The 24,105-nt window shown below is 70.4% G+C and carries 20 protein-coding genes; 13 read left to right on the top strand and 7 right to left on the bottom strand.

Going from position 1 to position 24,105, the window contains the following annotated elements:
- A partial coding sequence (locus EOINJALH_RS07255; protein WP_088279678.1) for an MBL fold metallo-hydrolase occupies positions 1–704 on the top strand: 704 nt, incomplete at its 5' end.
- Between the two features lie 55 nt (positions 705–759).
- Here the strand turns inward: EOINJALH_RS07255 and EOINJALH_RS07250 are convergent.
- The 3 genes from EOINJALH_RS07250 to ipdC all read right to left on the bottom strand — a co-directional run bounded on the left by EOINJALH_RS07250 (position 760) and on the right by ipdC (position 6,079).
- Entirely contained in the window at positions 760–2,082 is a 1,323-nt protein-coding gene (locus tag EOINJALH_RS07250) for a serine hydrolase (protein ID WP_088279677.1), read from the bottom strand.
- A 193-nt stretch (positions 2,083–2,275) separates the two neighbouring features.
- On the bottom strand, positions 2,276–3,787 hold the full coding sequence (locus EOINJALH_RS07245) for a sigma-54-dependent Fis family transcriptional regulator (RefSeq protein ID WP_088279676.1): 1,512 nt from the start codon (positions 3,785–3,787) through the stop codon (positions 2,276–2,278).
- Between the two features lie 504 nt (positions 3,788–4,291).
- A complete protein-coding gene (gene ipdC / locus EOINJALH_RS07240; protein WP_234413702.1) occupies positions 4,292–6,079 on the bottom strand; it encodes an indolepyruvate/phenylpyruvate decarboxylase in 1,788 nt (595 codons plus the stop codon).
- A 73-nt stretch (positions 6,080–6,152) separates the two neighbouring features.
- On the opposite strand from ipdC, the gene EOINJALH_RS07235 reads away from it, so the two are divergent.
- A complete protein-coding gene (locus EOINJALH_RS07235; RefSeq protein WP_234413701.1) occupies positions 6,153–6,602 on the top strand; it encodes a hemolysin III family protein in 450 nt (149 codons plus the stop codon).
- A 321-nt stretch (positions 6,603–6,923) separates the two neighbouring features.
- On the opposite strand, the gene EOINJALH_RS07230 is transcribed toward EOINJALH_RS07235, so the two are convergent.
- Positions 6,924–8,492, bottom strand: coding sequence for a VCBS repeat-containing protein (locus tag EOINJALH_RS07230; RefSeq protein WP_088279675.1), 1,569 nt, complete (start codon positions 8,490–8,492; stop codon positions 6,924–6,926).
- 337 nt (positions 8,493–8,829) lie between these two features.
- Here EOINJALH_RS07230 and EOINJALH_RS07225 point away from each other — a divergent pair, with 337 nt between their 5' ends.
- The 4 genes from EOINJALH_RS07225 to EOINJALH_RS07210 all read left to right on the top strand — a co-directional run bounded on the left by EOINJALH_RS07225 (position 8,830) and on the right by EOINJALH_RS07210 (position 12,641).
- Positions 8,830–10,125 (top strand): hypothetical protein, encoded by a 1,296-nt coding sequence (locus tag EOINJALH_RS07225; RefSeq protein ID WP_144289902.1) that lies wholly within the window; start codon positions 8,830–8,832, stop codon positions 10,123–10,125.
- Positions 10,126–10,253: 128 nt separating this feature from the next.
- On the top strand, positions 10,254–10,787 hold the full coding sequence (locus EOINJALH_RS07220; RefSeq protein WP_088279673.1) for a VOC family protein: 534 nt from the start codon (positions 10,254–10,256) through the stop codon (positions 10,785–10,787).
- A gap of 7 nt (positions 10,788–10,794) precedes the next feature.
- Positions 10,795–12,408: an FAD-dependent oxidoreductase gene (locus EOINJALH_RS07215; protein ID WP_088279672.1), complete on the top strand. Its 1,614-nt coding sequence runs from the start codon at positions 10,795–10,797 to the stop codon at positions 12,406–12,408.
- Positions 12,409–12,434: 26 nt separating this feature from the next.
- Entirely contained in the window at positions 12,435–12,641 is a 207-nt protein-coding gene (locus tag EOINJALH_RS07210; protein ID WP_088279680.1) for a DUF2783 domain-containing protein, read from the top strand.
- A gap of 50 nt (positions 12,642–12,691) precedes the next feature.
- On the opposite strand, the gene EOINJALH_RS07205 is transcribed toward EOINJALH_RS07210, so the two are convergent.
- Positions 12,692–13,498: an IclR family transcriptional regulator gene (locus EOINJALH_RS07205; protein WP_088279671.1), complete on the bottom strand. Its 807-nt coding sequence runs from the start codon at positions 13,496–13,498 to the stop codon at positions 12,692–12,694.
- A 208-nt stretch (positions 13,499–13,706) separates the two neighbouring features.
- Between EOINJALH_RS07205 and EOINJALH_RS07200 the strand changes: the two genes are divergently transcribed.
- The 5 genes from EOINJALH_RS07200 (at position 13,707) to EOINJALH_RS07180 (ending at position 18,993) form a co-directional block, all read left to right on the top strand.
- Complete coding sequence (locus EOINJALH_RS07200; RefSeq protein ID WP_088279670.1) at positions 13,707–14,669, top strand: MBL fold metallo-hydrolase; 963 nt, start codon at positions 13,707–13,709, stop codon at positions 14,667–14,669.
- 58 nt (positions 14,670–14,727) lie between these two features.
- Positions 14,728–16,020: a homogentisate 1,2-dioxygenase gene (hmgA, locus tag EOINJALH_RS07195; protein WP_088279669.1), complete on the top strand. Its 1,293-nt coding sequence runs from the start codon at positions 14,728–14,730 to the stop codon at positions 16,018–16,020.
- The gene (fahA, locus tag EOINJALH_RS07190; protein ID WP_088279668.1) at positions 16,017–17,342 is read left to right on the top strand and encodes a fumarylacetoacetase; all 1,326 of its coding nucleotides are present in this window, start codon (positions 16,017–16,019) and stop codon (positions 17,340–17,342) included. Before hmgA ends, fahA begins: the two co-directional genes overlap by 4 nt.
- Positions 17,343–17,406: 64 nt before the next feature.
- Positions 17,407–18,318, top strand: coding sequence for a LysR substrate-binding domain-containing protein (locus EOINJALH_RS07185; RefSeq protein WP_088279667.1), 912 nt, complete (start codon positions 17,407–17,409; stop codon positions 18,316–18,318).
- Positions 18,319–18,513: 195 nt separating this feature from the next.
- Complete coding sequence (locus EOINJALH_RS07180; RefSeq protein WP_088279666.1) at positions 18,514–18,993, top strand: VOC family protein; 480 nt, start codon at positions 18,514–18,516, stop codon at positions 18,991–18,993.
- Positions 18,994–19,035: 42 nt separating this feature from the next.
- On the opposite strand, the gene EOINJALH_RS07175 is transcribed toward EOINJALH_RS07180, so the two are convergent.
- A complete protein-coding gene (locus EOINJALH_RS07175) occupies positions 19,036–19,983 on the bottom strand; it encodes an SMP-30/gluconolactonase/LRE family protein (RefSeq protein ID WP_088279665.1) in 948 nt (315 codons plus the stop codon).
- 370 nt (positions 19,984–20,353) lie between these two features.
- Between EOINJALH_RS07175 and EOINJALH_RS07170 the strand changes: the two genes are divergently transcribed.
- Both EOINJALH_RS07170 and EOINJALH_RS07165 read left to right on the top strand, forming a co-directional pair.
- A complete protein-coding gene (locus tag EOINJALH_RS07170) occupies positions 20,354–22,174 on the top strand; it encodes a PKD domain-containing protein (RefSeq protein WP_088279664.1) in 1,821 nt (606 codons plus the stop codon).
- Positions 22,175–22,333: 159 nt separating this feature from the next.
- Positions 22,334–23,116 carry a hypothetical protein gene (locus EOINJALH_RS07165; RefSeq protein WP_088279663.1) on the top strand — a complete coding sequence of 261 codons (783 nt, stop codon included), beginning with the start codon at positions 22,334–22,336 and terminating at the stop codon, positions 23,114–23,116.
- On the opposite strand, the gene EOINJALH_RS07160 is transcribed toward EOINJALH_RS07165, so the two are convergent.
- Positions 23,104–24,087 (bottom strand): tripartite tricarboxylate transporter substrate-binding protein, encoded by a 984-nt coding sequence (locus EOINJALH_RS07160; protein ID WP_088279662.1) that lies wholly within the window; start codon positions 24,085–24,087, stop codon positions 23,104–23,106. The genes EOINJALH_RS07165 and EOINJALH_RS07160 overlap by 13 nt on opposite strands.
- Positions 24,088–24,105 lie beyond the last annotated feature (18 nt).

Raw genomic sequence — 24,105 nt, 5'->3', positions numbered from 1 at the left:
CCGACAAGCTCGAGGTGCCGTTCAACCCGCTGCTGATCGACACCGGCTCGCAGCGCGTGCTGTTCGACGGCGGCAACGGCGAGTTCGGTGCGCCCACCGCCGGCAAGCTGCTCGAGAACATGGCCAAGGCCGGCGTCGACCCGGCGTCGATCACCGCGGTGGTGTTCTCGCACTTCCATGGCGACCACATCAACGGCCTGCGCAACAAGGCCGGCAACGTGGTGTTCCCGAACGCGAAGATCCTGGTGCCGATCCCCGAGTGGGACTGGTGGATGGACGATGCCCGCATGGCCGCCGCCCCCGAGGCGATGAAGGGCGCCTTCGCCGCCACGCGCCGCGTGTTCGGGCCGCTGGCCTCGAGCGTGTCGAAGTTCCAGCCCGGCGCCGAGATCCTGCCGGGCATCCGCTCGGTGGCCGCCTTCGGCCACACGCCGGGCCACACCGCCTTCACCATCGAAGGCGGCTCGCAGAAGCTGATGTACTGGGCCGACACCACCAACGTGGCCGCGCTGTTCGTGCGCAACCCCGATTGGGCGGTGATGTTCGACATGGACGCCGACGCCGCCCGCCAGACCCGCCGCCGCCTGGCCGACCTGGTGATCCGCGAGAACATGCTGCTGGCCGGCTATCACCTCAGCGGCGCGGCCATCGGCCGCCTGTCGGTGCGCGGCAACGGCTACGACTTCGCGCCGCTGGCGGCCTGACCCCGCCGGGCGTCCCGGGGCCGGCGTGGCCGCCCCGGGGCCCGTGCAGGCCGCGTCAGTCGACGATGGCCTGCGACACCAGGTCCTTCATCGCGCGGCGGTAGTAGGCGCGCACCGGGCTGGGGGCCTGCGTCATGTACACGGCGCAGACCTGCTCCTTCGGCTCGGCCCAGAAGAAGGTGCCGGCGTAGCCCGCCCACATGAACTCGCCGGCCGTGCCGTGCACGCCGGCGATGCCGTCGCCCTGCCGCACCAAAAAGCCCAGGCCGAAGGTGTAGCCCTGCGTGCCCAGCAGCAGCATGCCGGGGTTCACCGTGGTGCTGATGGCGCTGCCAAGGTGGTCGGACGTCATCAGGCCCACGGTGGTGCGCGACAGGATGCGCGCGCCGTCGAGCTGCCCGCCGTTGAGCATGGCCTGGCAGTAGCGCAGGTAGTCGCCCGCGGTGCTGACGCCACCGGCACCGCCCGAGTCGTTGCCCGGCACCTTGCTCACGTCGATGAGCTTGTTGTCGGCGCCGGTGGCGGGGTCCTTCGCGAAGGGTTCGGCCAGGCGCCCGCCCTGGCCCGACGGCACCTGGAAGCCGGTGTCGGCCATCTTCAGCGGCTTGAACAGGCGCTGCTGCATGAAGTCGCCCAGCCGCTGGCCCGACACGGCCTCGACCACGCGGCCCTGCACGTCCACCGACAGGCTGTACTCCCAGGCGGTGCCCGGCTGCTGCGCCAGCGGCGCCTTGCCCAGCGCGTCGGCCATCTGCGGGCCGGGCAGTTCACGGGCGTCGTAGTCGAGCGTGGGCTTGTACACGCCGGCCTTGACGTAGGCCTCGCGCACCAGCGTGTTGCGGGTGAGCTCGCCATAGGCGATGCCCGAGGTGTGGCGCAACAGGTCCTGGATCGTCGGCTCGCGGTTGGCCGGCACCAGCTTGAAGCTCACGCCATTGAACACCGGGTCGAAGCTGGGCACGCTGACCATCGGGCTCTTGAACGAGGGCAGGAACTTCGACACCGGGTCGGTGAGCTGCACCTTGCCGTCTTCCACCAGCATCATCAGAGCGGTGGACACCAGCGGCTTGGTCATGGAGTAGATGCGGAACAGCGAATCGGCCGCCATCGGCGCGCCGGCGGCGTTGTTGAGGCTGCCGAAGGCCTGCGAATAGACCAGCTTGCCCTTGCGCGCGACCATCACCACGGCGCCCGGCAGCTTCTTGTCGGCCACCTCCTTCTGCATCACGGCGGTGAGCCGGCCCAGGCGTTCGGTCGACATGCCCACCGACTCGGGGCTGGCGGTGGGCAGCGGCTGGGCCAGCGTGGCGCCGGCGGCCAGCGCGGCCAGCGCGGCGGTGGCGATCGAGCGCAGATTCCATCGGATCGGTGAGTGCATGGGCTTGTCTCCTCGTGTTGTGGAAATGGGGAGAACGACCGTAGCACGCAGGGTGCAACGCGTCTGCTGGGGTTGCCGCGAGCCGCGCCTGCGCAGACGTGCAGACGCGCTCTGCGCGGGTGTGCAGCCAGACAGCCCGCCGGCCGACCGGGGACGGGTGCGCCGGGCCGGATCGTCGCCGCCCGCGGGGCGCTCAGCCCGTGAGGGGCCGACCGAGTTCCGGCCGCAGGGCCAGCTTCTCGTACAACGTGGCGCGGCCGATGCCCAGCAGGCGCGCGGCGGCCTGCTTGTTGCCGCCGGTGGCCGCCAGCGCGCGGCGGATGGCGCGCGCCTCGAGCTCGGCGACCGCCTGCGGCAGCGGAAGCTGCAACCAGGCCTCGTCGGACCCGGGCCGCGCGACATCGCGCATCGCGTGCGGTGCGGCATCCACCTCAGCGCCCGCCGAGGCCACCGCACCCGGCGCGGCCTGCGCCACCTCGGGCACGCCCAGACCGGCCACGCCCAGCACCAGGTCGTCGGTCATCAGCGCACTTTGCTCCAGCACGTTGCGCAGTTCGCGGATGTTGCCGGGCCAGTGGTGCGCCATCAGACGCTCCATCGCGTCGGCCGACAGGCTCTTGTGCGGCAGGCCGCTGCGGCGGGCGATGTCGTCCAGCAGCGCGTCGGCCAGCGCTTCCAGGTCGGCCAGGCGCTCGCGCAGCGCCGGCAGGCGGATCGGCAGCACGTTCAGGCGGTAGTACAGGTCGGCGCGGAAGCGCCCGTCGGCCACCATCGCGGCAAGGTCGCGGCTGGTGGCGGCGATCACGCGCACGTCGATGCCGATCACCTGGTTGCTGCCCAGCGGCTCGATCTCGCGCTCCTGCAGCGCGCGCAGCAGCTTGGACTGCAGCGCCAGCGGCATGTCGCCGATCTCGTCGAGGAACAGCGTGCCGTGGTCGGCCAGCTTGAACTTGCCGTCGCGGCCCTTGCGGTCGGCGCCGGTGTAGGCGCCCGGCGCGACGCCGAAGAACTCGGCCTCGAGCAGCGTCTCGGGCACCGCCGCGATGTTGACGCCGACGAAGGGCCGCGCGGCGCGCGGCGACGCCGCGTGGATGGCGTGCGCCAGCAGTTCCTTGCCGGTGCCGGTTTCGCCCAGCAGCAGCACGGTGGAATCGGTGCCGGCCACGCGGCGTGCCTGGCGCTTGACCTCGAGGGCCGCAGGGCTGGAACCGATGTAGGCGGCGATGGTGTACTTGGGCCGGCGCTGCTCGGCCAGTTGCCGCTGCGCCGATTCCAGTTCGCCCTGCAGGCGCACGAACTTGGTCATCAGCGGCTGCATGGTGCTTTCGGGGTGGTCCATCAGCACCATGCCCAACGCGCCGATGACGCGCCCGCTGTCGTCGCGCAACGGCACGCGGCTGACCAGGAACGTGCCGGCCTTGTTGGTCAGCAGGTCGACCATGATCGGCCGGCCGGTCTCGATGACCTGCGGGATCAGCGTGTTGGGCACCACCGCCTCCACCCGCTGGCCGACGAAATCGGACTCGCCCGCGATGCCCAGCGCCGGCAGGAAGCTCTTGTAGCCCTCGCTGATCCAGACGATGCGGTGGTCGCGGTCGACCACCATCATGCCCTGCACCGTGCGGGCATAGAGGTCGAACATCGATTGCGCCGCCAGCTTCAGCAGGCTGTCGGCGTCCTGCGGCAGGCGCGGGGTCGAGGGCATGGGGTGCATTCTGACGCCGGGCCGAGGGTAGCTCCAGGCCGTCGCTCGCAGCCGGCGCTCGCAGAGCAACGCCAAAAGAATTCACCGCCAAGGCGGGGCTTGGTCGGGACCGCCAGCACCATCGCGGTGACATCCGCTTCCGGCGTCACGGCGCTAGCCCACCTTTCGGTGGGGCCGCCACCTGTCGCGGCAGGTGAATGGCGGCAGTGATCGGACGATGTCGCCGCAGTGTGAACACGCGGCAGGTCGATCGTGACGGTCGGCAGCGTGGCGGGGCCGGCCAAGCATGGGCAGGAGTCGGTCGGCTCCGCTAGGCCATCAGCCGACGGTGGCCAAGGGCAGCTTTCTGGCACCTCACCCACCGCGGATGTCGCAGGCCTTGAAGATGGAGGCTTCGGCTTTCGCTGTTGTGGCTCGAGGAGGGCGCGGACGATTGCGGGCAGGGGTCTGCGCCGGGCGCTGGCCCGGCCGGACAGGGTGATGCGTGGCTGGGACTGCGGCGCGTCAAGTCGAGGCAGACCCGGGCATCGACAGGCGCTTGACCGCGCCGACGAAGCGCGCCAGCGTGGGCGACAGAACGCCGCGCGCCAGACGCACGTCGAGCAGTTGGAACCGCCCACGGGTCGCATGCGCGCGCTCGAGCGCGGCCGCCAGCTCGCGCCGCGTGCGCACGACGCAGCCATCGCCGCCCATGCCGGCGGCCATTGAAGCAAAGTCCCAGTTGCCCAAGTCGTTGTAGCGGCCTTCGGGCTGGAACGTTCGCAGCATCTCCCAGCTCGCGTTGTTGAACAGCACGACGATCGGGTCGCAACCCAGACGCGCCGCATTGCCGAGCTCCCAGCCGGTCATCTGGAAAGCGCCGTCGCCGACCATCACGATCGGACGCTTGCCGGTCGCGACCTGCAGACCCAGGCCGGCCGGCACGCCATAGCCCATCGTCGCGTAGTAGCCCGGCGCGATCAGCTCGGTAGCGTGCACGTCCATCGCCGTGAACAGGCAGTCGCCGACATCGCAGGCCAGCGGCAATGCACCGTGCTCGGCATGCAGCGCGTTGATCGCGGCGGCGATGTCACTCGGTTGCACGGGCGCATCGTCGAGCGTGGCGCCGCCGCCCGATACCGCGGCGGCCGGGGCCGGTCGGTCGGGCCGCGCGGGCACGCGTTCGAGCAATGCGTCGACCAGGGCCGCCAGCGGCAGCCCGTGGTAGACGTGGTGCCCCATCGCGACATCGCCGTCGTAGGCATGGATCGCGCGGCGCAGGTCGATGCGGCGCGCCGAGACCGCGAAGTTGGTGTCCGAGACGATCACGCCCAGCAGCAGCAGGCCGTCCGAGTTCTCGACCAGCGCGCTCACGTCGGGATCGCCCGCCAGCCCGAGGTAGGCGCCGGCCAGCGCGACGCCATGACCGGTGAGCAGCCCGCGCCCCATGAAGCTGGTGACGACCGAGATGTCGAGGCGACGTGCCAGCTCTGCCACCTGCGCCTCGAGCCCGTAGCGACGGATCTCGACGCCCGCCATCAGCACCGGCCTCTCGGCACTGCGCAAGCGCGTCAGCAGTTCTTCGGCGCATGCCGCGAGGCGCTCGCCGTCGACCGCCGGCGCTTCGCTGCGCGGCACGGCCTCACAGGCCATGGCTGGCCGGTCGCGCGGAATCTCCAGGTACACCGGCCGCGACTGCGCCAGCGCGGCGTCGAGCACGCGCGCGATCTGCGCCGGCGCGCGCGACACGTCCTGCAGGCGCGCGCGGTCGCAGGTCAGCTCCTCGAACAGCCGCCATTGCGAGTCAAGCGTCTTGACCTGGTGGTGCAACAGCAGGCCGCTGGCCGCCTCGTGTGCCGCCGGCGCGCCCGACAGCACGACGAGCGGCACGCGTTCAGCGTAGGCACTGGCCACCGCATTGACCAGGTTCAGGGCGCCCGCCCCATAGGTGACGGCCGCCACCCCGAGGCCGCCGCGCGCACGCGATGCCGCGTCCGCAGCGAAACCGACCGCGGGTTCGTGCGACAGCGTGTGCAGCGGCAGGATCGCGCTGCGCTCGATCTCGAGGAACAGCGGCAGGGCGAAGTCGCCCGGGATGCCGAACACCTCGGTCGCGCCGCGTTCGCGCAACGCGTGCAAAAGGCGTTGGGTCAGGTTCATCGTCATGGTCAGGCCCCGCTGGTCGGCAAGCCGCGAGGCTACGGGCCCATGGGCAACGCCGCATTGAGGCAGTTCAACTCCGGCGCACGAAACACTGCGCTGGTATCGACTGATCGATGACCACGCCACACGATACCGACCGGCCGCGGACACGCGGGGAAGAGATCGCCAACGCCGCGAGCGACGGCCTGGCCTGCGTGCTGGCCATCGCCTCGCTGCCACCTTGGTGCAACAGTCGTACCGCCTGGGCAGCGCGATCGACGTGGTCGCCGCGAGCCTGTTCTGCAGCACCATGATCCTGCTGCACCTGGTGTCGACGCTCTACCACGCCCTGCCCGCCGGCCGCGCCAAGGCCTGGTTCCACCGCCTCGACCACGCCGCGATCTTCGTCTTCGTCGCCGGCAGCCATGCGCCGTTCGCGCTCGGCGTGCTCAACGACGGCTGGGGCTGGACGCTGTTCGGCCTGGTGTGGGCGATCGCGGCGTTCGGCTTCGCGGCCAAGCTCTCCAACCGGCTGCGCCACCCGATCGCATCGACCAGGCTGTATGTCGCGATGGGTTGGCTGGTGCTGATCGCCGTGGTGCCGCTGGTCGAACGCGTCTCGGCGTCGGGCCTGGCGTGGCTGGTGGCCGGCAGTGGCTGCCACTTCGCGGCCGCGTTCTGGCACGCGCGGTAGCGTCTTCGCGCAAGTCTTGAGGCGTGAGTGCTGCCCGCCGATGTGTGCCCGCCGCTGCTGGGCCTCCTGCAGGTGACTGTGGGGGTGTCCGACCGGCAGCTTCGAGGCGGCGAGACAAGGGCAGCGGATGTCGGTTCAGGGTGATGCCGGAGAACATGCGCAAGTCCATGCCGATCACCGTGTCGCAGCCGGCGGCGTGATCTTGAGTTCCTGCCGCGCCTATGGCCCGAACTGCGGCGCAAGCGGCATGTCACCGACCTCGCCGAGGCACCGCGTGAATGGCCTGGGCGCGCGCCCTGCCCCCGCCGCAGCCAGGTTCCGTCAGCGCGTCACGCGCATCAGGCAGGCGCCCATGGCCGTCGGCCAGCAGCCACCGGTGTAGGCCACCAGGTGGCCGTCGCGGGTGGCCTTGAACTGCGCCGAATAGGCCTGCATCGTGGCGGTCGGGTTGCCCCAGACGTCCAGGATGCCCGTGGACACGCCGCCGGCGTCGAACTGCAGCACCGCCCACTCCTCGCCCAGCGTGTCGCCGGCGGTCGAATGGAAGTAGAAGCGCCCGTTGGCCGGGTCGCGGAACACATCCAGCGGCATCTGGTAGGGCTTCTGCTTGGCCACCGAGCGGGGCATGCCGAACACCACGCCGGCCGACAGGTCGAAGCCGCCCGCGCCATTGCCGGGGTACCAGACCGTCTGGTCGCCCCCCGCCAGCACCAGGCCCAGGCGCCGCCCCTGGGGGCCGTCCACCGGGATGGCGAAGACGTTCCACAGGCCACCGCTGCGGCTGGTCTTGTTCCACACGGCGGAGGTGATGACCGTGTCGTCGCGGGTGAAGGTGCCGTCGCCGCGGCCGCGCAGCACGAAGGGCAGTGCGTCGTTCGGGTTGTAAGCGTCGGTGGTGACGAGGTCGATGTGGCCGTCGCCGTCGAGGTCGGCCGCGGTGGCCTGGTGGCCGTAGATGCGCTGCGGCACCGCCACGCGCCGATAGCGGCCATCGGCCTGGCTGAGGAACAACACCTGCTCGGACACCTGGCTGTCATGCATCTGCGCCGGGGTCAGGCCCGGGACCAGCGCGTCGACGCCGGTGCAGGCGATGTAGACATCGGGCCTGGCGTCGCCATTGAAGTCGGCCACCAGCGAGTAAGAGGCCGAGGTGCAGGCCACGCGGTCGGCCGCCGTCGGCAGCAGTTCGCCGCTGCGGTCGACCCATCGGCCGTCGGCGTCCTGGGCCAGGAAATAGGCCACGCCCGGCACGTCGGGCACGTCGGGCAGGCCATAGCGGTTGGTGGCGCGGCCCGAGGCCACGAAGGCCGAGATGCGGCCCTCCTGGAAGAAGTCGGCGAAGGCGATGGAGCGCTCGTTGGAATCCTGCTCGTCGTCGAAGCGCTTCGGGATGCCCAGCGCCCGCACCGTGGGCACTTGCGTGGCATCGAACGCGATCGAGTGCTTGTTTTCGTACGAGGTCGGGAACACCGGCAACGCGGGCTGCACGAAATCGGTCACCCGACCGACCTTCGACAGGCCCGCGCCGAAGGCACCGCCGGTGACGTACACCTCGCCGGCGTGGATGCCGACCATGACGCCGGTGGCCAGGTAGGACCGGTAGACCCACGGCCCCTCGGTCAGGTTGGAGGCATGGCCAGGGAAGTGGGCTGGAAACTGCCGCTCGGCCCAGTTGAACAACTGGTCGGCGGCAGGATCGGCCACGGTCTGCGCGACACCCAGCGCCCGGGCGCGGCCCGAGGCCGGCGTCGCCAGCCGGTCAGAGGCCATGGCCGTGGCGGGGTCGGGCCAGACCGAGGCGACCTGGCCGCCGCCACAGCCGCCGCCCATGCAGGCAAGCAGCACCGCTGCGACGGTGAAGGAACGGCGCGCGGGCCCGACGAGGGTCATGAAAAGGTCCTTTCGATGCACGGCATATCGGCCGCGGGCGGGCCGACTTGAGCGGCATCGGAGGCCCCTCGCCCGGAAACGATTCGTCACCGCCACGGCCACAAGACCGCCGCACCACGAGCGCGTTCTTTGGATGTTGCTGCAGATCAAGACCTCGACAGCGGCGCCCCGGCTTCCCTCTGACGCGCACGCGCCTCGTGCACCGCGCCACGACTCATCGCGGCCACATACCCGAGTCGCCCGCCACACCAATGCCACCGGGCTGGGCGCAATCGAATAGGGTCGCCGCTCGGCGCCGATCCCTGGCGTCGACCACGTTTCAAATGGAGGAGCTTCGATGAAATCAATAAAGCATGTGCTGCGCGTCCTGACGGCGGCCGCGATCGGCTGGTCAGCCACGGTGGCGCAGGCGGGCACGGTGGTCACCGAGATCGACAAGCGCTACGACGCCAACGCCGGCACCGAGGTCATCGGGGGCATGGCCGTCGACCGCGACAGCAACGTCATCGTCACCGGCTGGGCGGGTGTCAGCGCCACCGGCACCGGGCTGCGCAAGTACTTCACCGCCAAGTACGACAGCTACGGCCGGCTGAAATGGCTGCGCCACTTCAGCCCGCCCAACGGCGCGCTCGATACGCCCTCCAGCACGGTCACCGTCGACGCCAACGGCAACGCCTACATCGCCCTGGCCCAGTCGTACCACTTCGGCGCCATCGTCAAGTACGACCCGGCCGGCAACGAGTCCGTGCTGACGCTGGGCGCGTCGGTGTCGCCCTTCTGGGACTGGAGCATCGGCCTGCGCACCGACGCCGCCGGCAACCTCTACCTTCGCGCGGCCAACGCCGTCGAGAAGTACTCGCCTCAGGGTGCCCTGCTGTGGCGCCAGCAGTTCCAGACCTACTTCGGCAACTGGATCCGCGACATCCGCATCGACGCGGCCGGCAACGTCTACGCCGCCGGCTACGGCATCGACGGCTCCAACCGCAACGCCTACCCCGACGTGGTGCTGGCCAAGTTCAATGCCGCCGGCAACCGACTGTGGAGCCGGGTCTACGATTCGGGCTACTACGAACAGGGCCTCGGCCTCGAACTCAAGCCCGACGGCAACCTCGTGGTGCTGGCCACCCGCGGCACGCCCGCGGCGCCCACCGGCACCACGCTGCTCACCTTCGACCCCAACGGCAACCTGCTGAGCAACTTCGGCCACGTCAACGGCGGCACCCAGGACGTGCCGACCGCCATGCGCGTGGGCGAGGACGGCAACATCACGGTGCTCAGCACGGTGGACGGCGACATCCACACCGCCCGCTATGCGCCCAACGGCGTGCGGCTGTGGTCGGCGCGGTACGCCAACACCTGGATCGACCAGCCGCGCGGCCTGGACGTCGACCCGCTGGGCAACACGGTGGTCGTCGGCGGCTCCGAGACCGGGCAGCACTGGTCGAACTCGCAGTTCATCACGCTGCGCTACGACGCCAACGGCGTGCAGCAGTTCGCCCGCCGCGAGATCAACGGCTATGCGTCGCACGTGAAGGTGGGCCCCACTGGCGAGATCTGGGTGGCCGGCCACAGCTACTACCCGTTCGACGCCGTGGTGCTGCGCTACCGCGAGTTCAACGGCGTCTGCCAGTAACCAAACGGCCGACGAGCCGCGCAAGGGGCCCTCGGGCCCCTTTTTTCATGCCGGCCCGGGCCCCATGACACCGCAGATTGACCTTTTTTGGTCACGTTGGTTATCATTGAGACCTCAAGGAGACAAGCATGAAGATCGAACGCATCCATCACGTCGCGTACCGTTGCAAGGACGCCAAGGAAACGGTCGGCTGGTACCGCGAGCACCTGGGCATGGACTTCGTGCTGGCCATCGCTGAGGACCAGGTGCCGTCCACCCACGCGCCCGATCCGTACATGCACCTGTTCATGGACGCCGGCGGCGGCAACATCCTGGCCTTCTTCGAACTGCCCAACTCGCCGGCCATGGGCCGCGACGAGAACACCCCCGACTGGGTGCAGCACATCGCCTTCAAGGTGGGCAGCGTGCAGGAACTCGAGGCCACCAAGGCCCGGCTCGAGGCCGCCGGCATCCCGGTGGTGGGCGTCACCGACCACACCATCTTCAAGTCGATCTACTTCTTCGACCCCAACGGCCACCGGCTCGAACTGGCGGCCGACGTCGGCACGCCCGACATGTACCAGCGGCTGGACGCCGTGAAATGGGAGATGCTCGACGAGTGGTCGCGCACCCGGCGCGCGCCAAAGCATGCACACTGGATGCACGAGAAGGAACTCGGCTGAGGGCCCCATGCAGAAGACCTACACCTACCCCCGCTACGACTACCGGCAGAGCGACGAACAGCGCGCCGGCACGGTGCTCCGGCACCCGGTGGTCATCGTCGGCGCCGGCCCCATCGGCCTGACCGCCGCGCTGGACTGCGCCGCCCGCGGCATCGCCTGCGTGGTGCTGGACGACAACGACACGGTGAGCATCGGCTCGCGCGCGGTGTGCTACGCCAAGCGCCCGCTCGAGATCTGGGACCGCCTGGGCCTGGCCGCGCCGATGGTCGAGCGCGGCGTCAGCTGGCAGGTGGGCCGGGTGTTCTTCAAGGACGACCCGATCTACCGCTTCGACCTGCTGCCCGAGCCGCGCCACCAGATGCCGGCGATGATCAACCTGCAGCAGTACCACCTCGAAGAGATGCTGGTGGCCGCCTGCGAGCGCCACCCGCTGGTCGACCTGCGCTGGAAGCACCGGCTGCTGAGCCTGCAGCAGGACACCAGCCACGCCACGCTAACGGTGGAGACGCCCGATGGCCTGTTCCGCATGGAGGCCACCTGGGTCATCGCCTGCGACGGCGCCAACAGCGACACGCGGCGGATGGTGGGCGCCGATTTCACTGGCCAGTTCTTCCAGGACCGCTTCCTGATCGCCGACGTGGTGATGCACGCCGACTTTCCCACCGAGCGCTGGTTCTGGTTCGACCCGCCATTCCACCGCGGCCAGTCGGTGCTGCTGCACAAGCAGAGCGACAACATCTGGCGCATCGACTTCCAGCTGGGCTGGGGCGCCGACCCGGTGGAAGAACGCAAGCCCGAGAACGTGATCCCGCGCATCCAGGCCATGCTGGGCCCGAAGGTGGAGTTCGACCTCGAATGGGTGTCGGTGTACCAGTTCGCCTGCCGCCGCATCGACCAGTTCCGACATGGCCGCGTGCTGTTCGCCGGCGACGCGGCGCACCAGGTGTCGCCGTTCGGCGCCCGCGGCGCCAACACCGGCGTGCAGGACATCGACAACCTGGCCTGGAAGCTCAAGCTCGTGCTCGACGGCGCCGCACCCGAATCGCTGATCGACACCTACCACGAAGAACGAGCGTACGCCGCCGACGACAACCTGCTCAACAGCACTCGGTCCACCGACTTCATCACGCCCAAGAGCAAGGCCAGCCTGCGCTACCGCGACGCCGTGCTCGAGCTGGCCGAGACCGAGGCGTTCGCACGGCCCCTGGTGAACAGCGGTCGGCTGTCCACGCCCACGCCCTACCTGCACTCGTCGCTGAACACGCCCGACGAATCGCCCTTTGCCGGCCGCATGGTGCCCGGCACCAACTGCGCCGACGCGCCAGTGAAGGTGCAGGGCCGCCCGGGCTGGCTGCTGAAGCAGCTGGGCGACGGCTTCACCGTGCTGCACTTCGGCCCGCCGCCGGGGCCGGCCGCCGTGACCGCCGGGGGCGTGTCGGCCAAGCTGCTGTGCGTGGGCACCGACCTCGACGACGACGGCACCGGCACGCTGGCGCAACGCTACGACGCCCAGCCCGGCACCACCTACCTGATCCGCCCCGACCAGCACGTGGCCGCACGTTGGCGCGCGTTCGAACCCGCCAAGATCGAGGCTGCGCTGCGCCGCTGCCTGGCCGCCTGATGGCCGCGCGCCCGATGGAGACCCCCATGCCCCTGACCCGCACCCCCAACCTGCCCGACCCCGACGGGTTCTACGAAGAGCTGATCGGCAGCCAGCGCGGCCTCAGCGACGAGCAGGCCGAACTGATGAACAGCAAGCTGGTGCTGATCCTGGCCAACCACATCGGCGACCGCGCGGCGCTGACCGAGGCGCTGGCCCTGGCCCGGCCCAAGGGCGCGCCGGCGGCGTCGTAGCGCAGCACGGGTGCCCGGGCTGCCGCGGCGGCCCGGGCAACGTCGACCGCTCAGGCCGCCGGACCGTTCCAGCCCAGGCGCGCCGAGATCTCGGTGGCCGCCTGGCGCACCGCCGTGACCGAGGGCGATTCCCAATCGGACGACAGGCGCTCGTGGTGGTCGAGCACGGTGACCACGAGCACCGCATGGCCGTCGTGGTCGAAGGCCGGTGCGCTGAAGGCGTTGATGCCGGGGATGGGCCGGCCGACGGCGCGGTTGACGCCGTGGCTGCGGTATTCGGCCTCGGCGTCGCGCAGCGCCGCAGCCTTGACCGCGGCTGAGCGCCCGTCGGGCTCGTCGCCCAGCGCGCCGGGCAGCGCCTCGGCCAGTTGCGCCGGGGGCAGCACCGCCGCAAAGGCGCGACCGGTTGCTGTGCCCAGCAGCGACATCACGGTGCCCACGCGCATGGCCACGTGCAGCGGCTGGCGGGCGTCCATCATGCGCACCACGGTGGGGCCGAAGTTGCCCCACACCGCCAGCGCCACCGCGTGGCCGGTGCCGGTGGCCAGCGTGTCGGCCACCGGGTTGGCAGCCTTCAGCACGTCGAGCTGCTTCAGGCAGGCCAGCCCCAGCTGCAGCGCGGCCGGCCCAAGGGCATAGCGCCCATTGACCGCGTCCTGCTCGATCAGGCGCAGGCGGCCGAAGCTCACCAGGTAAGGGTGCGCCCGCGAGGGCGGCAGGTCGGCCGCGGCGGCCAGGTCCTTCAGGGTCATCGGCGCCGGGTGGGCGGCCAGCGCCATCAGCAATCGCCCGCCCACCTCGACCGACTGCACCGAGCGCTGGGCCCTGTCTTCGGGTTCGTGGTCGTCTCTGCGCATCGGCGGGCTCCTGGGAGAAGGTGAACTGGGGAATGGCTCATAGTTTGCCTAATCCAAACGGTTTTGACAAAGGCGAACTACAAGCGGATACTTCGGCTGGGCGGCAGAGAACCCGCCGGACGGCGTCTCCGCCACCCCAGGATTGTTTCCGAGCCCTCGCCTCGCGGGCTCGCGAGTTACCCCACCCTCATCCCCAAGGAGCCCTCGCATGAGCAACCCCAAGGCGTTCGCCTCCCAGGCCGATCTCGAGGTGAAGAAGGTCAGCTTCACCAAGCTGTCCGACAACGCCTATGCCTACACCGCGGAAGGCGACCCCAACACCGGCATCATCATCGGCGACGACGCGGTGATGGTCATCGACACCCAGGCCACCCCGGTGATGGCCCAGGACGTGATCCGCCACATCCGCACCGTCACCGACAAGCCGATCAAGTACGTGGTACTCAGCCACTACCACGCCGTGCGGGTGCTCGGCGCCACGGGCTACGCCCCGCAGCACATCATCGCCAGCCGCGACACCTACGACCTGATCGTTGAGCGCGGCGAGCAGGACAAGGCCAGCGAGATCGGCCGCTTCCCGCGCCTGTTCCAGGCGGTGGAATCGGTGCCACCCGGCATGACCTGGCCAACCATCACCTTCGAGAAGAAGATGTCGATCTGGCTGGGCTCGCTCGAGGTGCAGCTGATCCAGCTGGGCCGCGGCCACACCAAGGGCGACACGGTGGCCTGGCTGCCCGAGCAGCGCATCCTGTTCTCGGGCGACTTGGTCGAGTTCGACGCCACGCCCTACGCCGGCGACGCCTACTTCCAGGACTGGCCGAAGACGCTGGACAACATCGCCGCGCTGAAGCCCGTGGCCCTGGTGCCCGGCCGCGGCGCCGCGCTGACCACGCCCGAGCAGGTGAAGGCCGGCCTGGACGGCACGCGCCACTTCATCACCGACGTGTGGACCCACGTGAAGGCCGGCGTGGCCGCGGGGCAGGACCTGAACGCGGTGTACAAGTCGACGATGGCCGCCCTGACGCCGAAGTACGGCCACTGGGTCATCTTCCACCACTGCATGCCCTTCGACGTGACGCGCTGCTACGACGAGGCCACCCAGCACCCCGACCCCCGCATCTGGACGGCCGAGCGCGACGTGGAGATGTGGAAGACACTCGAAGGCCAGTGAAGGAAGGGCGCACACTGCGCCATCTCACCCTGCGCCGGCCCCGTTGGAGGACACCGCCATGACCGACACGCTGCGCTACCAGAGCGGCTTCGGCAACCAGTTCGCCACCGAGGCCGTGCCCGGCGCGCTGCCGCAGGGCCGCAACAGCCCGCAGCGCGCGGCGCATGGGCTGTATGCCGAGCTGATCTCGGGCAGCGCCTTCACCGCGCCGCGGCACGACAACCGCCGCACCTGGATGTACCGGCGCCAGCCCTCGGTGGTCACCGGCGCCCATGCGCCCTACCCGCAGCCGCTGTGGACCACCGGCGCTGCCGGCGGCGTGGCCGTGCCGCCCGACCCCTTGCGCTGGCACCCGTTCGCCATCCCCGACGCACCGCTCGATTTCGTCGACGGCCTGCGCACCGTGTGCGCCAACGGCGATGCCGACGCGCAGTCGGGCGTCGGCGTGCTGGTCTACACCGCCAATCGCTCGATGGGCCGCCGCGCGCTGGTCAACGCCGACGGTGAGATGCTGCTGGTGCCGCAGCAGGGCCGCCTGCTCGTCACCACCGAACTGGGCGTGCTGGCGGTGGCGCCCGGCCAGGTTGCCGTGATGCCGCGCGGCCTGGCCTTCCGCGTCGAGCTGCCCGACGGCCCCTCGCGCGGCTACGTGGCCGAAAACTACGGTGCGCCGTTCCGCCTGCCCGAGCTGGGCCCGATCGGCAGCAACGGCCTGGCCAACCCGCGCGACTTCCTCGCGCCGGTGGCCGCCTTCGACCCCACGCCGGGCCCGTTCGAGATGATCCGCAAGTTCGGCGGCCGCCTGTGGCGCGCCACGCAGCCCGGCACGCCCTTCAACGTGGTGGCCTGGCACGGCAACCTGGCGCCGGTGATGTACGACACCGCGCACTTCATGGTCATCGGCTCGATCAGCTTCGACCACCCCGACCCGAGCATCTTCACCGTGCTCACCTCGCCCAGCGACACGCCGGGCACGGCCAACTGCGACTTCGTCATCTTCCCGCCGCGCTGGCTGGTGGCCGAGGACACCTTCCGGCCGCCCTGGTACCACCGCAACCTGATGAGCGAGTTCATGGGCCTGGTGCACGGCCAGTACGACGCCAAGCCCGAGGGCTTCAAGCCCGGTGGCGCCAGCCTGCACAACGCGATGGTGCCGCACGGCCCCGATGCCGAGGCCTTCGAGCGCGCGTCAAGTGCGCCGCTGGCACCGCACAAGCTCGACCACACGCTGGCCTTCATGTTCGAGAGCCGCTGGCGCTTCGTGCCCACGGCCTTCGCGATGGCCGAAGGCGCGCTGGATACCCGTTATGCCGATTGCTGGCAAGCCCTGGAGGACCGTTTCACGCCATGACCACGCCCCACACCCGCCTCGACGCCACCCACGACCCTGCGCTGCGCAGCTGGGTGCCCTCGGCCAACGCCGAAGGCACCGACTTCCCGATCCAGAACCTGCCCTTCGGCCGCCTGCGCGCGGCCGACAGCGAGGAACCCTGGCGCATCGGCGTGGCCATCGGCGACCAGGCGCTCGACCTGCAGCGCGCCGCCGCCAGCGGTGGCTGGTCGGCCGACATCGTGGCGCTGCTCAAGCCCCTGGCCGCAGGCGACCTCAACAGCTTCATGGCCCAGCGCCCCGCGGCGCGGCGCCGCCTGCGCGCCGCGCTGTCGGCCGCACTGGCCGAAGGCAGCCCCTCGCAGGCGCGGCTGGCCGGCTGCGTGCGGCCGATGGCGTCGCTGGAGATGGCGGTGCCCTGCCGCATCGACGACTACACCGATTTCTACACCGGCATCCACCACGCCACCACCGTGGGCAAGCTGTTCCGCCCCGACAACCCGCTGCTGCCCAACTACAAGTGGGTGCCCATCGGCTACCACGGCCGCGGCTCGTCGATCGGCGTCAGCGGCGAGAGCTTCCGCCGGCCCAAGGGCCAGACCGCCGGGCCCGACGGCACGCCGCAGTTCGGCCCCTGCCAGCGGCTGGACTACGAGCTGGAGCTGGGCCTGTTCGTCGGCCTGGGCAACGAGCGCGGCCGGCCGGTGCCGATCGACGAGGCCGAGGACCACCTCTTCGGCGTCACGCTGCTCAACGACTGGTCGGCGCGCGACGTGCAGGCCTGGGAATACCAGCCGCTGGGCCCCTTCCTGGCCAAGAGCTTCGCCACCACGGTGTCGCCGTGGATCGTGACGATGGACGCGCTGGCACCCTTCCGCGCGCCCTTCACGCGGCCGGACGGCGACCCGGCGCCGCTGCCCTACCTGGACGGCGAGGCCAACCGCAGGGCCGGCGCCATCGACCTGACGCTCGAGGTGTGGCTGCACACCGCCGCGCAGCGCGAGCGCGGCGAGGGCCCGGTCCGCCTGAGCAGCGGCCGCAGCGTGGAGGCCGCCTACTGGACGGCCGCGCAGCTGGTGGCCCACCACACGGTGAACGGCTGCAACCTGCAGCCGGGCGACCTGCTGGGCTCGGGCACGCTGTCGGGCCCTCTGCCCGAGCAGGCCGGCTCGCTGCTGGAGCTCACCCAGGGCGGCAAGCAGCCGATCACGCTGCCGGGCGGCGACACCCGCACCTTCCTGCGCGACGGCGACACGGTGATCCTGCGCGCCTTCGCCCAGCGCGACGGCGCCCGTCGCATCGGCCTGGGCGAGTGCGCGGCGACGGTGCTGCCGGCGGTCTGAACGTCGCGGTCCGAAGGCAGGCCTGGGGGGACAATCTGCTCCCCTGCCCGCCCTGGTGATTGCCGTGTCCGTCCACTTCGATCTCGTCGACCTGCGCCTGCTGGTGCGCGTGGCCGAGGCCAACAACCTCACCCGCGGGGCCGAGGCCTCGCACCTGTCGCTGCCGGCGGCCAGCACGCGCATCAAGAACCTCGAGGAGAGCGTCGGCGCCAAGCTGCTGTACCGCACCAGCCAGGGCGTCACGCTCACACCACCGGGCCAGGCCTTCGTGCACCACGCGCGGCAGATCCTGGGCCAGATCGAGCACCTCAGCGGCGACCTGCAGGAGTACGCCAAGGGCATCAAGGGCCACCTGCGCGTCTTCGCCAACACCACCGCGCTGGGCGAGTTTTTGCCGCCGGTGCTGCGGGCCTACCTGCTGAGCCACCCGGACGTCAACATCGACCTGCGCGAGCGCCTGAGCCACGACATCGTGCGCGCGGTGACCGAGGGCCAGACCGACATCGGCATCGTCGCCGGCCACGTGCGCACCGAGAACCTCGAGGTGCTGCCCTACCGGCAGGACCGCCTGGTGCTGGTGCTGCCGCAGGGCCATGCGCTGGCCGAGGCCGGGTCGATCGACTTCGAGCAGTCGCTCGAACTCGACCACATCGGCCTGCACGAGACCAGCGCCATCCACGCCTTTCTGCGCCAGGTGTGCGACACGCTGCACAAGCCGCTGCGGCTGCGCATCCAGGTGGGCAACTTCGAGGCCGCCTGCCGCATGATCGAAGCGGCCGTGGGCGTGGGCGTGCTGCCCGAATCCGCCGCGCGCCGCCACGCCCAGACCATGGCCATCCGCATCGTGCCGCTGCGCGACCCCTGGGCCGTGCGCGCGATGTGCATCTGCGTGCGCAAGCTCGATGCGCTGCCGTCGTTCGCGAGGGATCTGGTGGACCTGCTGGTGGCGGATGCAAGGGCCACCGGGCAGGCGTAGGCCCAGCGGTCACAGGCTCGGTGCATCGGCCGACGCGGGATCGACAAGGGCCTGCAAGTCCGCCAGACTTCGCTGCGCGGCGCGGCAAGTTCGGCCCCTCGCCGGACCCACGAGAACGCGCTTCGCGCGGCGCCGCGTTCAGCGCCCGAGCCGACCCTGGATGCCCCGGTGCCCGCCCTCACCTGGAGAACCACGATGCCCAGCAAGAACACCATCTGCCTCTGGTACGACGGCACGGCCCTGGACGCCGCGCAGTTCTATGCCGAGACCTTCGCGGACAGTGCAGTGGGCGCGGTCCATCGCGCGCCGGCCGACTACCCGTCTGGCCGGCAGGGCGATGTGCTGACCGTGGAGTTCACCGTGATGGGCATCCCGTGCCTGGGACTGAACGGTGGCCCGGCCTTCAAGCACAGCGAGGCCTTCTCGTTCCAGGTGTTGACCGACGACCAGGCCGAGACCGATCGGTTGTGGAACGCCCTCATCGACCACGGCGGGCAGGCGAGCGCGTGCGGGTGGTGCAGGGACAAATGGGGCCTGTCGTGGCAGATCACGCCACGCGTCCTGATGGCCGCGATCGCCGATCCCGATCGGGCGGCGGCCAGGCGCGCCTTCGAAGCGATGATGCAGATGACAAAGATCGACATCGCCGCCATCGAAGCGGCCCGGCGGGGCTGAGGGGCCCGTCGAGCGCGCCCGCTCAGCCACCGGCGCCTGCCGTCAAGGCAGCTCGGTCACCACCACCCGGTCTTCCGCGGGGAACGGCGGCGCGAAGCCGAACTGGCTGTCGACGATCAGCAGCCGGCCCTTGGCGATCTTGGCGGTGGTGAAGGTGCGGTTGGCCGGGGTCGGCGTCACCGACACCACCTTGGCGCTGTCCCACTGGCCGTCGAGCTTCAGCTCGGTGATCTGGCGCGAGAAGTTCTGCACCACCCACAGCGTGTGGCCGCGCAGCACGATGCCGTCGGCGTTGACGATCGACGCGCCGCCCAGGTCCACGGCGGTGATGGCCTTGGTGGCCAGGTCGATGCGCCACAGGCGCCCGGTGGTGCCTTGCGAGACCAGCAGGTGGCGGCCGTTGGGCGTGGCCACGATGCCGCCGAGGTTGAAGCCCGGCAGCACCACCGGGATGGTGGCCGACGCATCCAGCCAGAGCGTGGCCGTCCAGGTCTTGCCCGGGCCGCGGGCGACGCGCCAGATGCGGGCCTGGTTGCTGTCGGTGAAGTAGGCCGAGCCGTCCTCGGCCACCGCCACGTCGTTCAGGAAGGTGCCGGGCGCGGTCTCCAGCGCGGCCAGCGTGGCGCCCTCGGACGAGATCACCCACAGCCGGCCGCTGGGACCGCCGGCCACGAACAGGCGGCCGTGGTCGTCGACATCGATGCCGCGGGCGGTGGTGCGGCCGTCGACGCCGCCGGGCAACCAGGCCTCGACGGTCTTCTCGTGGATGCGGCCACGGTAGATGCGGCCACCATCGTTGACGCCGCTGACGTAAAAGGTCTCGCGCTGCTTGTCGTAGCCGATGCCTTCGAGCAGGATGCCCGCGGCGGGCAGGTCGTAGCCGGACGACAGGCTCGGCCCGGATTTGTCGCGGTGCGCCTGCGCCAGGGGCGCGGCGACGACCAGGGTCAGGCTCAGTGCGGTGGCGCACAGACGGGCCAGGATACTCATGTGGACTCCAGTTGCATTCGGCTGCAGTTCAGCCGCCTCGCATTCTGTCGGTGGCGCCACCGCGGGCCATTCGTGCGAGCACTCGCGCGGCTCAGTAGATGTACGCGCCGTGCAGGTGTGTCCGCAACCGGCACGGGACGAGCGGCGGCTGGCGTCGATACCGCGGAATATCACCCTCAGCATTGAGCCACAGCAATCGCAACACCTTGTACAGGCACACCATGATCCCAAGGTGCCGGGTATCCCGGCGATCCGGGCCTCGCGCCGACCGCCCAAGCAGATCGGCGGATGTCACAGCCGGCCGACCCGATGCGATTGCGCACACAGCCCAACCCGATTCATCATCCTACTGACCTCGAAGGAAACCACCATGTCCACACGCGAACTCGCGCTGATCGTTCTGGCCGCCGGCGTCGCCGGCTGCGGCGGAGGTGGCAGCAACGTTGCCGCCGACACACCGGCCACCGGCACCGACTCCATCACCATGACCGCGGCCTCGGGCGGACCCACGGCGAGGGCCCTGGCCGTGAACCTGACGGCCACCGCCCAGGCGGCCAGCCAGGTGGCGACGCGCTACGCCCTCGATTTCGTGTCCACCGCCGCATCCGGCTACGGGCTCAACGACGCGGGCGACGTGGTCGGCAAGTCGTACACCGACAACGGCTGCGGGCCGTTCTGCCTGCCCCCGGAAGACATCGCCGTCTGGCGCAACGGCGTCCGCACCGTGCTGCCACTGCTGGCCGGGTACACCAGCAGCAGCCTGTATCCGCTGCACATCAACAACCAGGGCCTGATCGGCGGCGAAGCCGGGCTGATCGGCAGCTCGACCCGCGTGGTGCTGTGGACGCCCAACGGCAGCGGCTACACGGCGCAGAACCTCGGTGTCTTCCCAGGCACCTCGAGCGCCGACGTCACCGGCCTGGACGACCAGGGACGGATGGTCGGATGGTCCACGCTGGGCGGGGCCTTCCCGACGCTCACCGTGCCCTTCATGTGGTCGCAGGCCACCGGCATGGTCAACCTCGCGCAACTCGGCTATCCCAACGAGCGCCCGGCCGCCATGAGCCCCGGCGGCAAGGTGGTCAGCTGGAACCACTGGTACCAACTGGGCGACCCGGGCAGCGTGGTGGCCCTGCCGGCCCCGCCGGCGGGCTACGTGGGCGCGGGCTCCAACGGCAGCGCCATCAACGACGCGGGCGATCAGGCGCACTTCCTGGTGTCCATCAGCACCGAGAACCTAGTCTACCCGTTCCGGCTGTCCCAGGGCGGCACCTGGCAGCAACTGTCCAGCTTCGGCACCGGCCGCTTGTCGGGCTACGGCATGGGCTCGATCAATGCCGCGCAGGACGTGACCTTCACCGTCGGCAGCAGTGGCATGGTGGCCGCCGGGCCTGCGGGTGTCGGCCAGCCGCTCGTGCAGTTGTTGTCGCCGGCCTACCCCGGTGCCATCGTCGGTGGCAGCGGCGCAATGAACGCCTCGGGCCAGATCCTGGCCCAGGTGATGATCGGCCGCAGCTTCCGGCTGGTGAAGATGACGCCGGTCACCGCCTGCACCGCCAACTGCCTGGTGTCCAGTTCGCTGGCGATGACCGGGCAGTTCGTGAAGGTGGGCGGCACCCGCGACGGCGACTGCTACCAGGGCACGCGGTCGTACAACCAGAGCTCGGCCACGGTGACCATCACCAACGAGGCCGGCGTCCCGATGGCCAATGTGCTGGTCAGCGGCCGCTTCCTCGACGACTACTGGACCAACAGCCCGGTCAGCGGCAGCACCAACGCGTCCGGCGTGGTGAGCTTCTCGCACAAGGGCTTGTGCGGCGTCGGCGCGGTGGCCTTCATGGTGGACCAGGCGGCGCTCGGGTCGATGGCCTTCGACCGCACCCGCGGCACGCTGTCGGGCTACGTGATCCCCGGCACGACGCCTGCACCGACCAACCTGGCACCGGTGGCAGTGGCCACGGCGAGTTGCGTGGCCCGCAGGGTCTGCACCCTCAATGGGTCGGGCTCCTACGACCCCGACGGCACCATCGCGCGCTATCGCTGGACCGACTCGAGCGGCAACACCCTCGCCACGCAGGCGGTGTTCGTCAAGACCTTCTCGAAGACCGGCAAGACCTCGGCCACGCTCTACGTCACCGACAATGGTGGCCGCACCGCGTCGAAGAGGGTGACGTTCACGGTGCTGCGCTGACGCGCGACGCGTTCTGGCCCCACCTGCCGGCGCCAGCGCGGCACGGCCGGGCGCGCCGGCATGGCGGTGCCGGCCGCACGCTCCGGCGCATTGACTGCGCGCAATGCGGCCGGGCCGGCTGCCCCGCAGACTTCCGCATCGATCGCCGGGAGGCCCCCCATGAACTTCGCCAAGACCGCCTGTGCAGGCGCCATGATGCTGGCCACCAGCTGGGCCGCTGCCTCTGGATGGGCCCTCCGGCTCACCGACTTCGCCCTGCCCGGTCAGGCGTCCACCGTCGAGGTCGTGGGATGGTGCAATGAGCTCAACGGCTACGCGGCCGTCGACCTGTGCTATGCGCTGGGGCCGGCATTCACGCTGACCACGCTCGAGAGCACCGACAAGTCCCTGCGCTTCAAGATCACGGATCTTCAGGCGGTGACCACCGTCGACGGCATCGCCAATGAAGGCTTCGACTACGTCATGGCCTTCAAGGAGTTGGGGCTCAACCCGGCCATCGCGGACGACATCCTGCGGGTGCAGTTCAACGTGCTGGACACCCCCGCCGGCGACGACGGCCAGGGCAATGCGCTGTCGATGGCCGAGCTGACGGTGAGCCTGATCTCCGGCGCCCTGGTGCCCGACTACCTGAACAGCCTGCCCGGCACCGCGGTCAACAGGGGCACGACGGTCAACGGCGTCAACGAGGCGGTCAGCCTGCTGGGGGATGTGCTCGGGTTCAGCGGCATCGGGCGACCACTGGACCTCGGACGCGGCCTGTCCCTGGACGGCCTGATCGTCACCCCCACCGCCGTCCCCGAGCCCGGCACGCTGGCATCGGTCGGATGGGCGGGCCTGGCACTGGCCGCGGTCACTGCACTGGCACGACGCCGCGGGCGACGCCAAGCAGGCCAGGGTCGATCACCGAATGGCGGGCCGGCCAGCGCGCCTCAATCCGCGTAGCTGCCCGCCGCGCGAATCAGCGCGCCCCATTTGTCGATCTCGGGCTTGAGCCAGGTGCGCAGGCCCTCGGTGGTCTGCTTGGCCTCGGGCACGATCTCGGCACCGAGTTCGCCCATGCGCGCGACGATGGCCGGATCCTTCATCGCGGCGCGCAACGCGGTGCCGAAGCGCTCGACCACCGCCACCGGCGTGCCCTTGGGCGCGTAGATGCCGTGCCAGACCTTCACCTCGAAGCCCTTCAGGCCCGACTCTTCGAGCGTGGGCGTGTCGGGCAGTGACCTGATGCGCTCGCGCGTGGTCACGCCGTAAAGCTTCACGCTGCCGGCCTTGATGTGCTGCAGCGTCTGCGTGGTCTGGTCGCACAACACGTCGACCTGGCCACCGAGCAGCGCGTTCAGCGCCGGCGCCGTGCCCTGGTAGGGAATGGTGGTGAGCTCCACCCCCATCGCCTGCTGGAACAGCATGCCGCACAACTGCGACACCGCGCCCAGCCCGGCATGCGCCAGCGTGGCCTTGGCGGCGTTGGCCTTGACCCAGGCGAACAGTTCCTGCGGCGTCTGCGCCGGCAGGTCCTTGCGGCCCAGCAGCGTCATCGGCACGTCGATCACCTGGCCCACGTACTCGAAGTCGTTGAGCGGGTTGTAGGGCAGCTTGCGGTACAGGCCCGGCGCGGTGGCCATGCCGTTGTGGTGGATCAGGAAGGTGTAGCCGTCGGGCACGGCCTTGGCCACCGCGCCGGCCGCCAGCGTGCCGCCGGCGCCGAGCTTGTTCTCCACCACCACCGACTGGCCCAGCGACTTGCCCATCACCACCGCCAGCGAGCGCGCCACCACGTCGGTGGGGCCGCCAGCCGCAAAGGGCACCACCAGCGTGATGCTGCGGCTGGGGTAGGCCTGGGCCATGGCCAGCGGCGCGGCCAGCAGCGCGGCGGTGGCCAGCAGAGCGTGGCACAGCGTGCGTCGATCGGTCATGGGCTTGTCTCGCTCGTG

The organism is Ideonella sp. A 288 (genome assembly GCF_002198735.1).
Lineage (GTDB): Bacteria > Pseudomonadota > Gammaproteobacteria > Burkholderiales > Burkholderiaceae_C > Pseudaquabacterium.
Note: the sequence above shows the minus strand (reverse complement) of the source record. Positions and strands in the feature narration are given on the sequence as shown.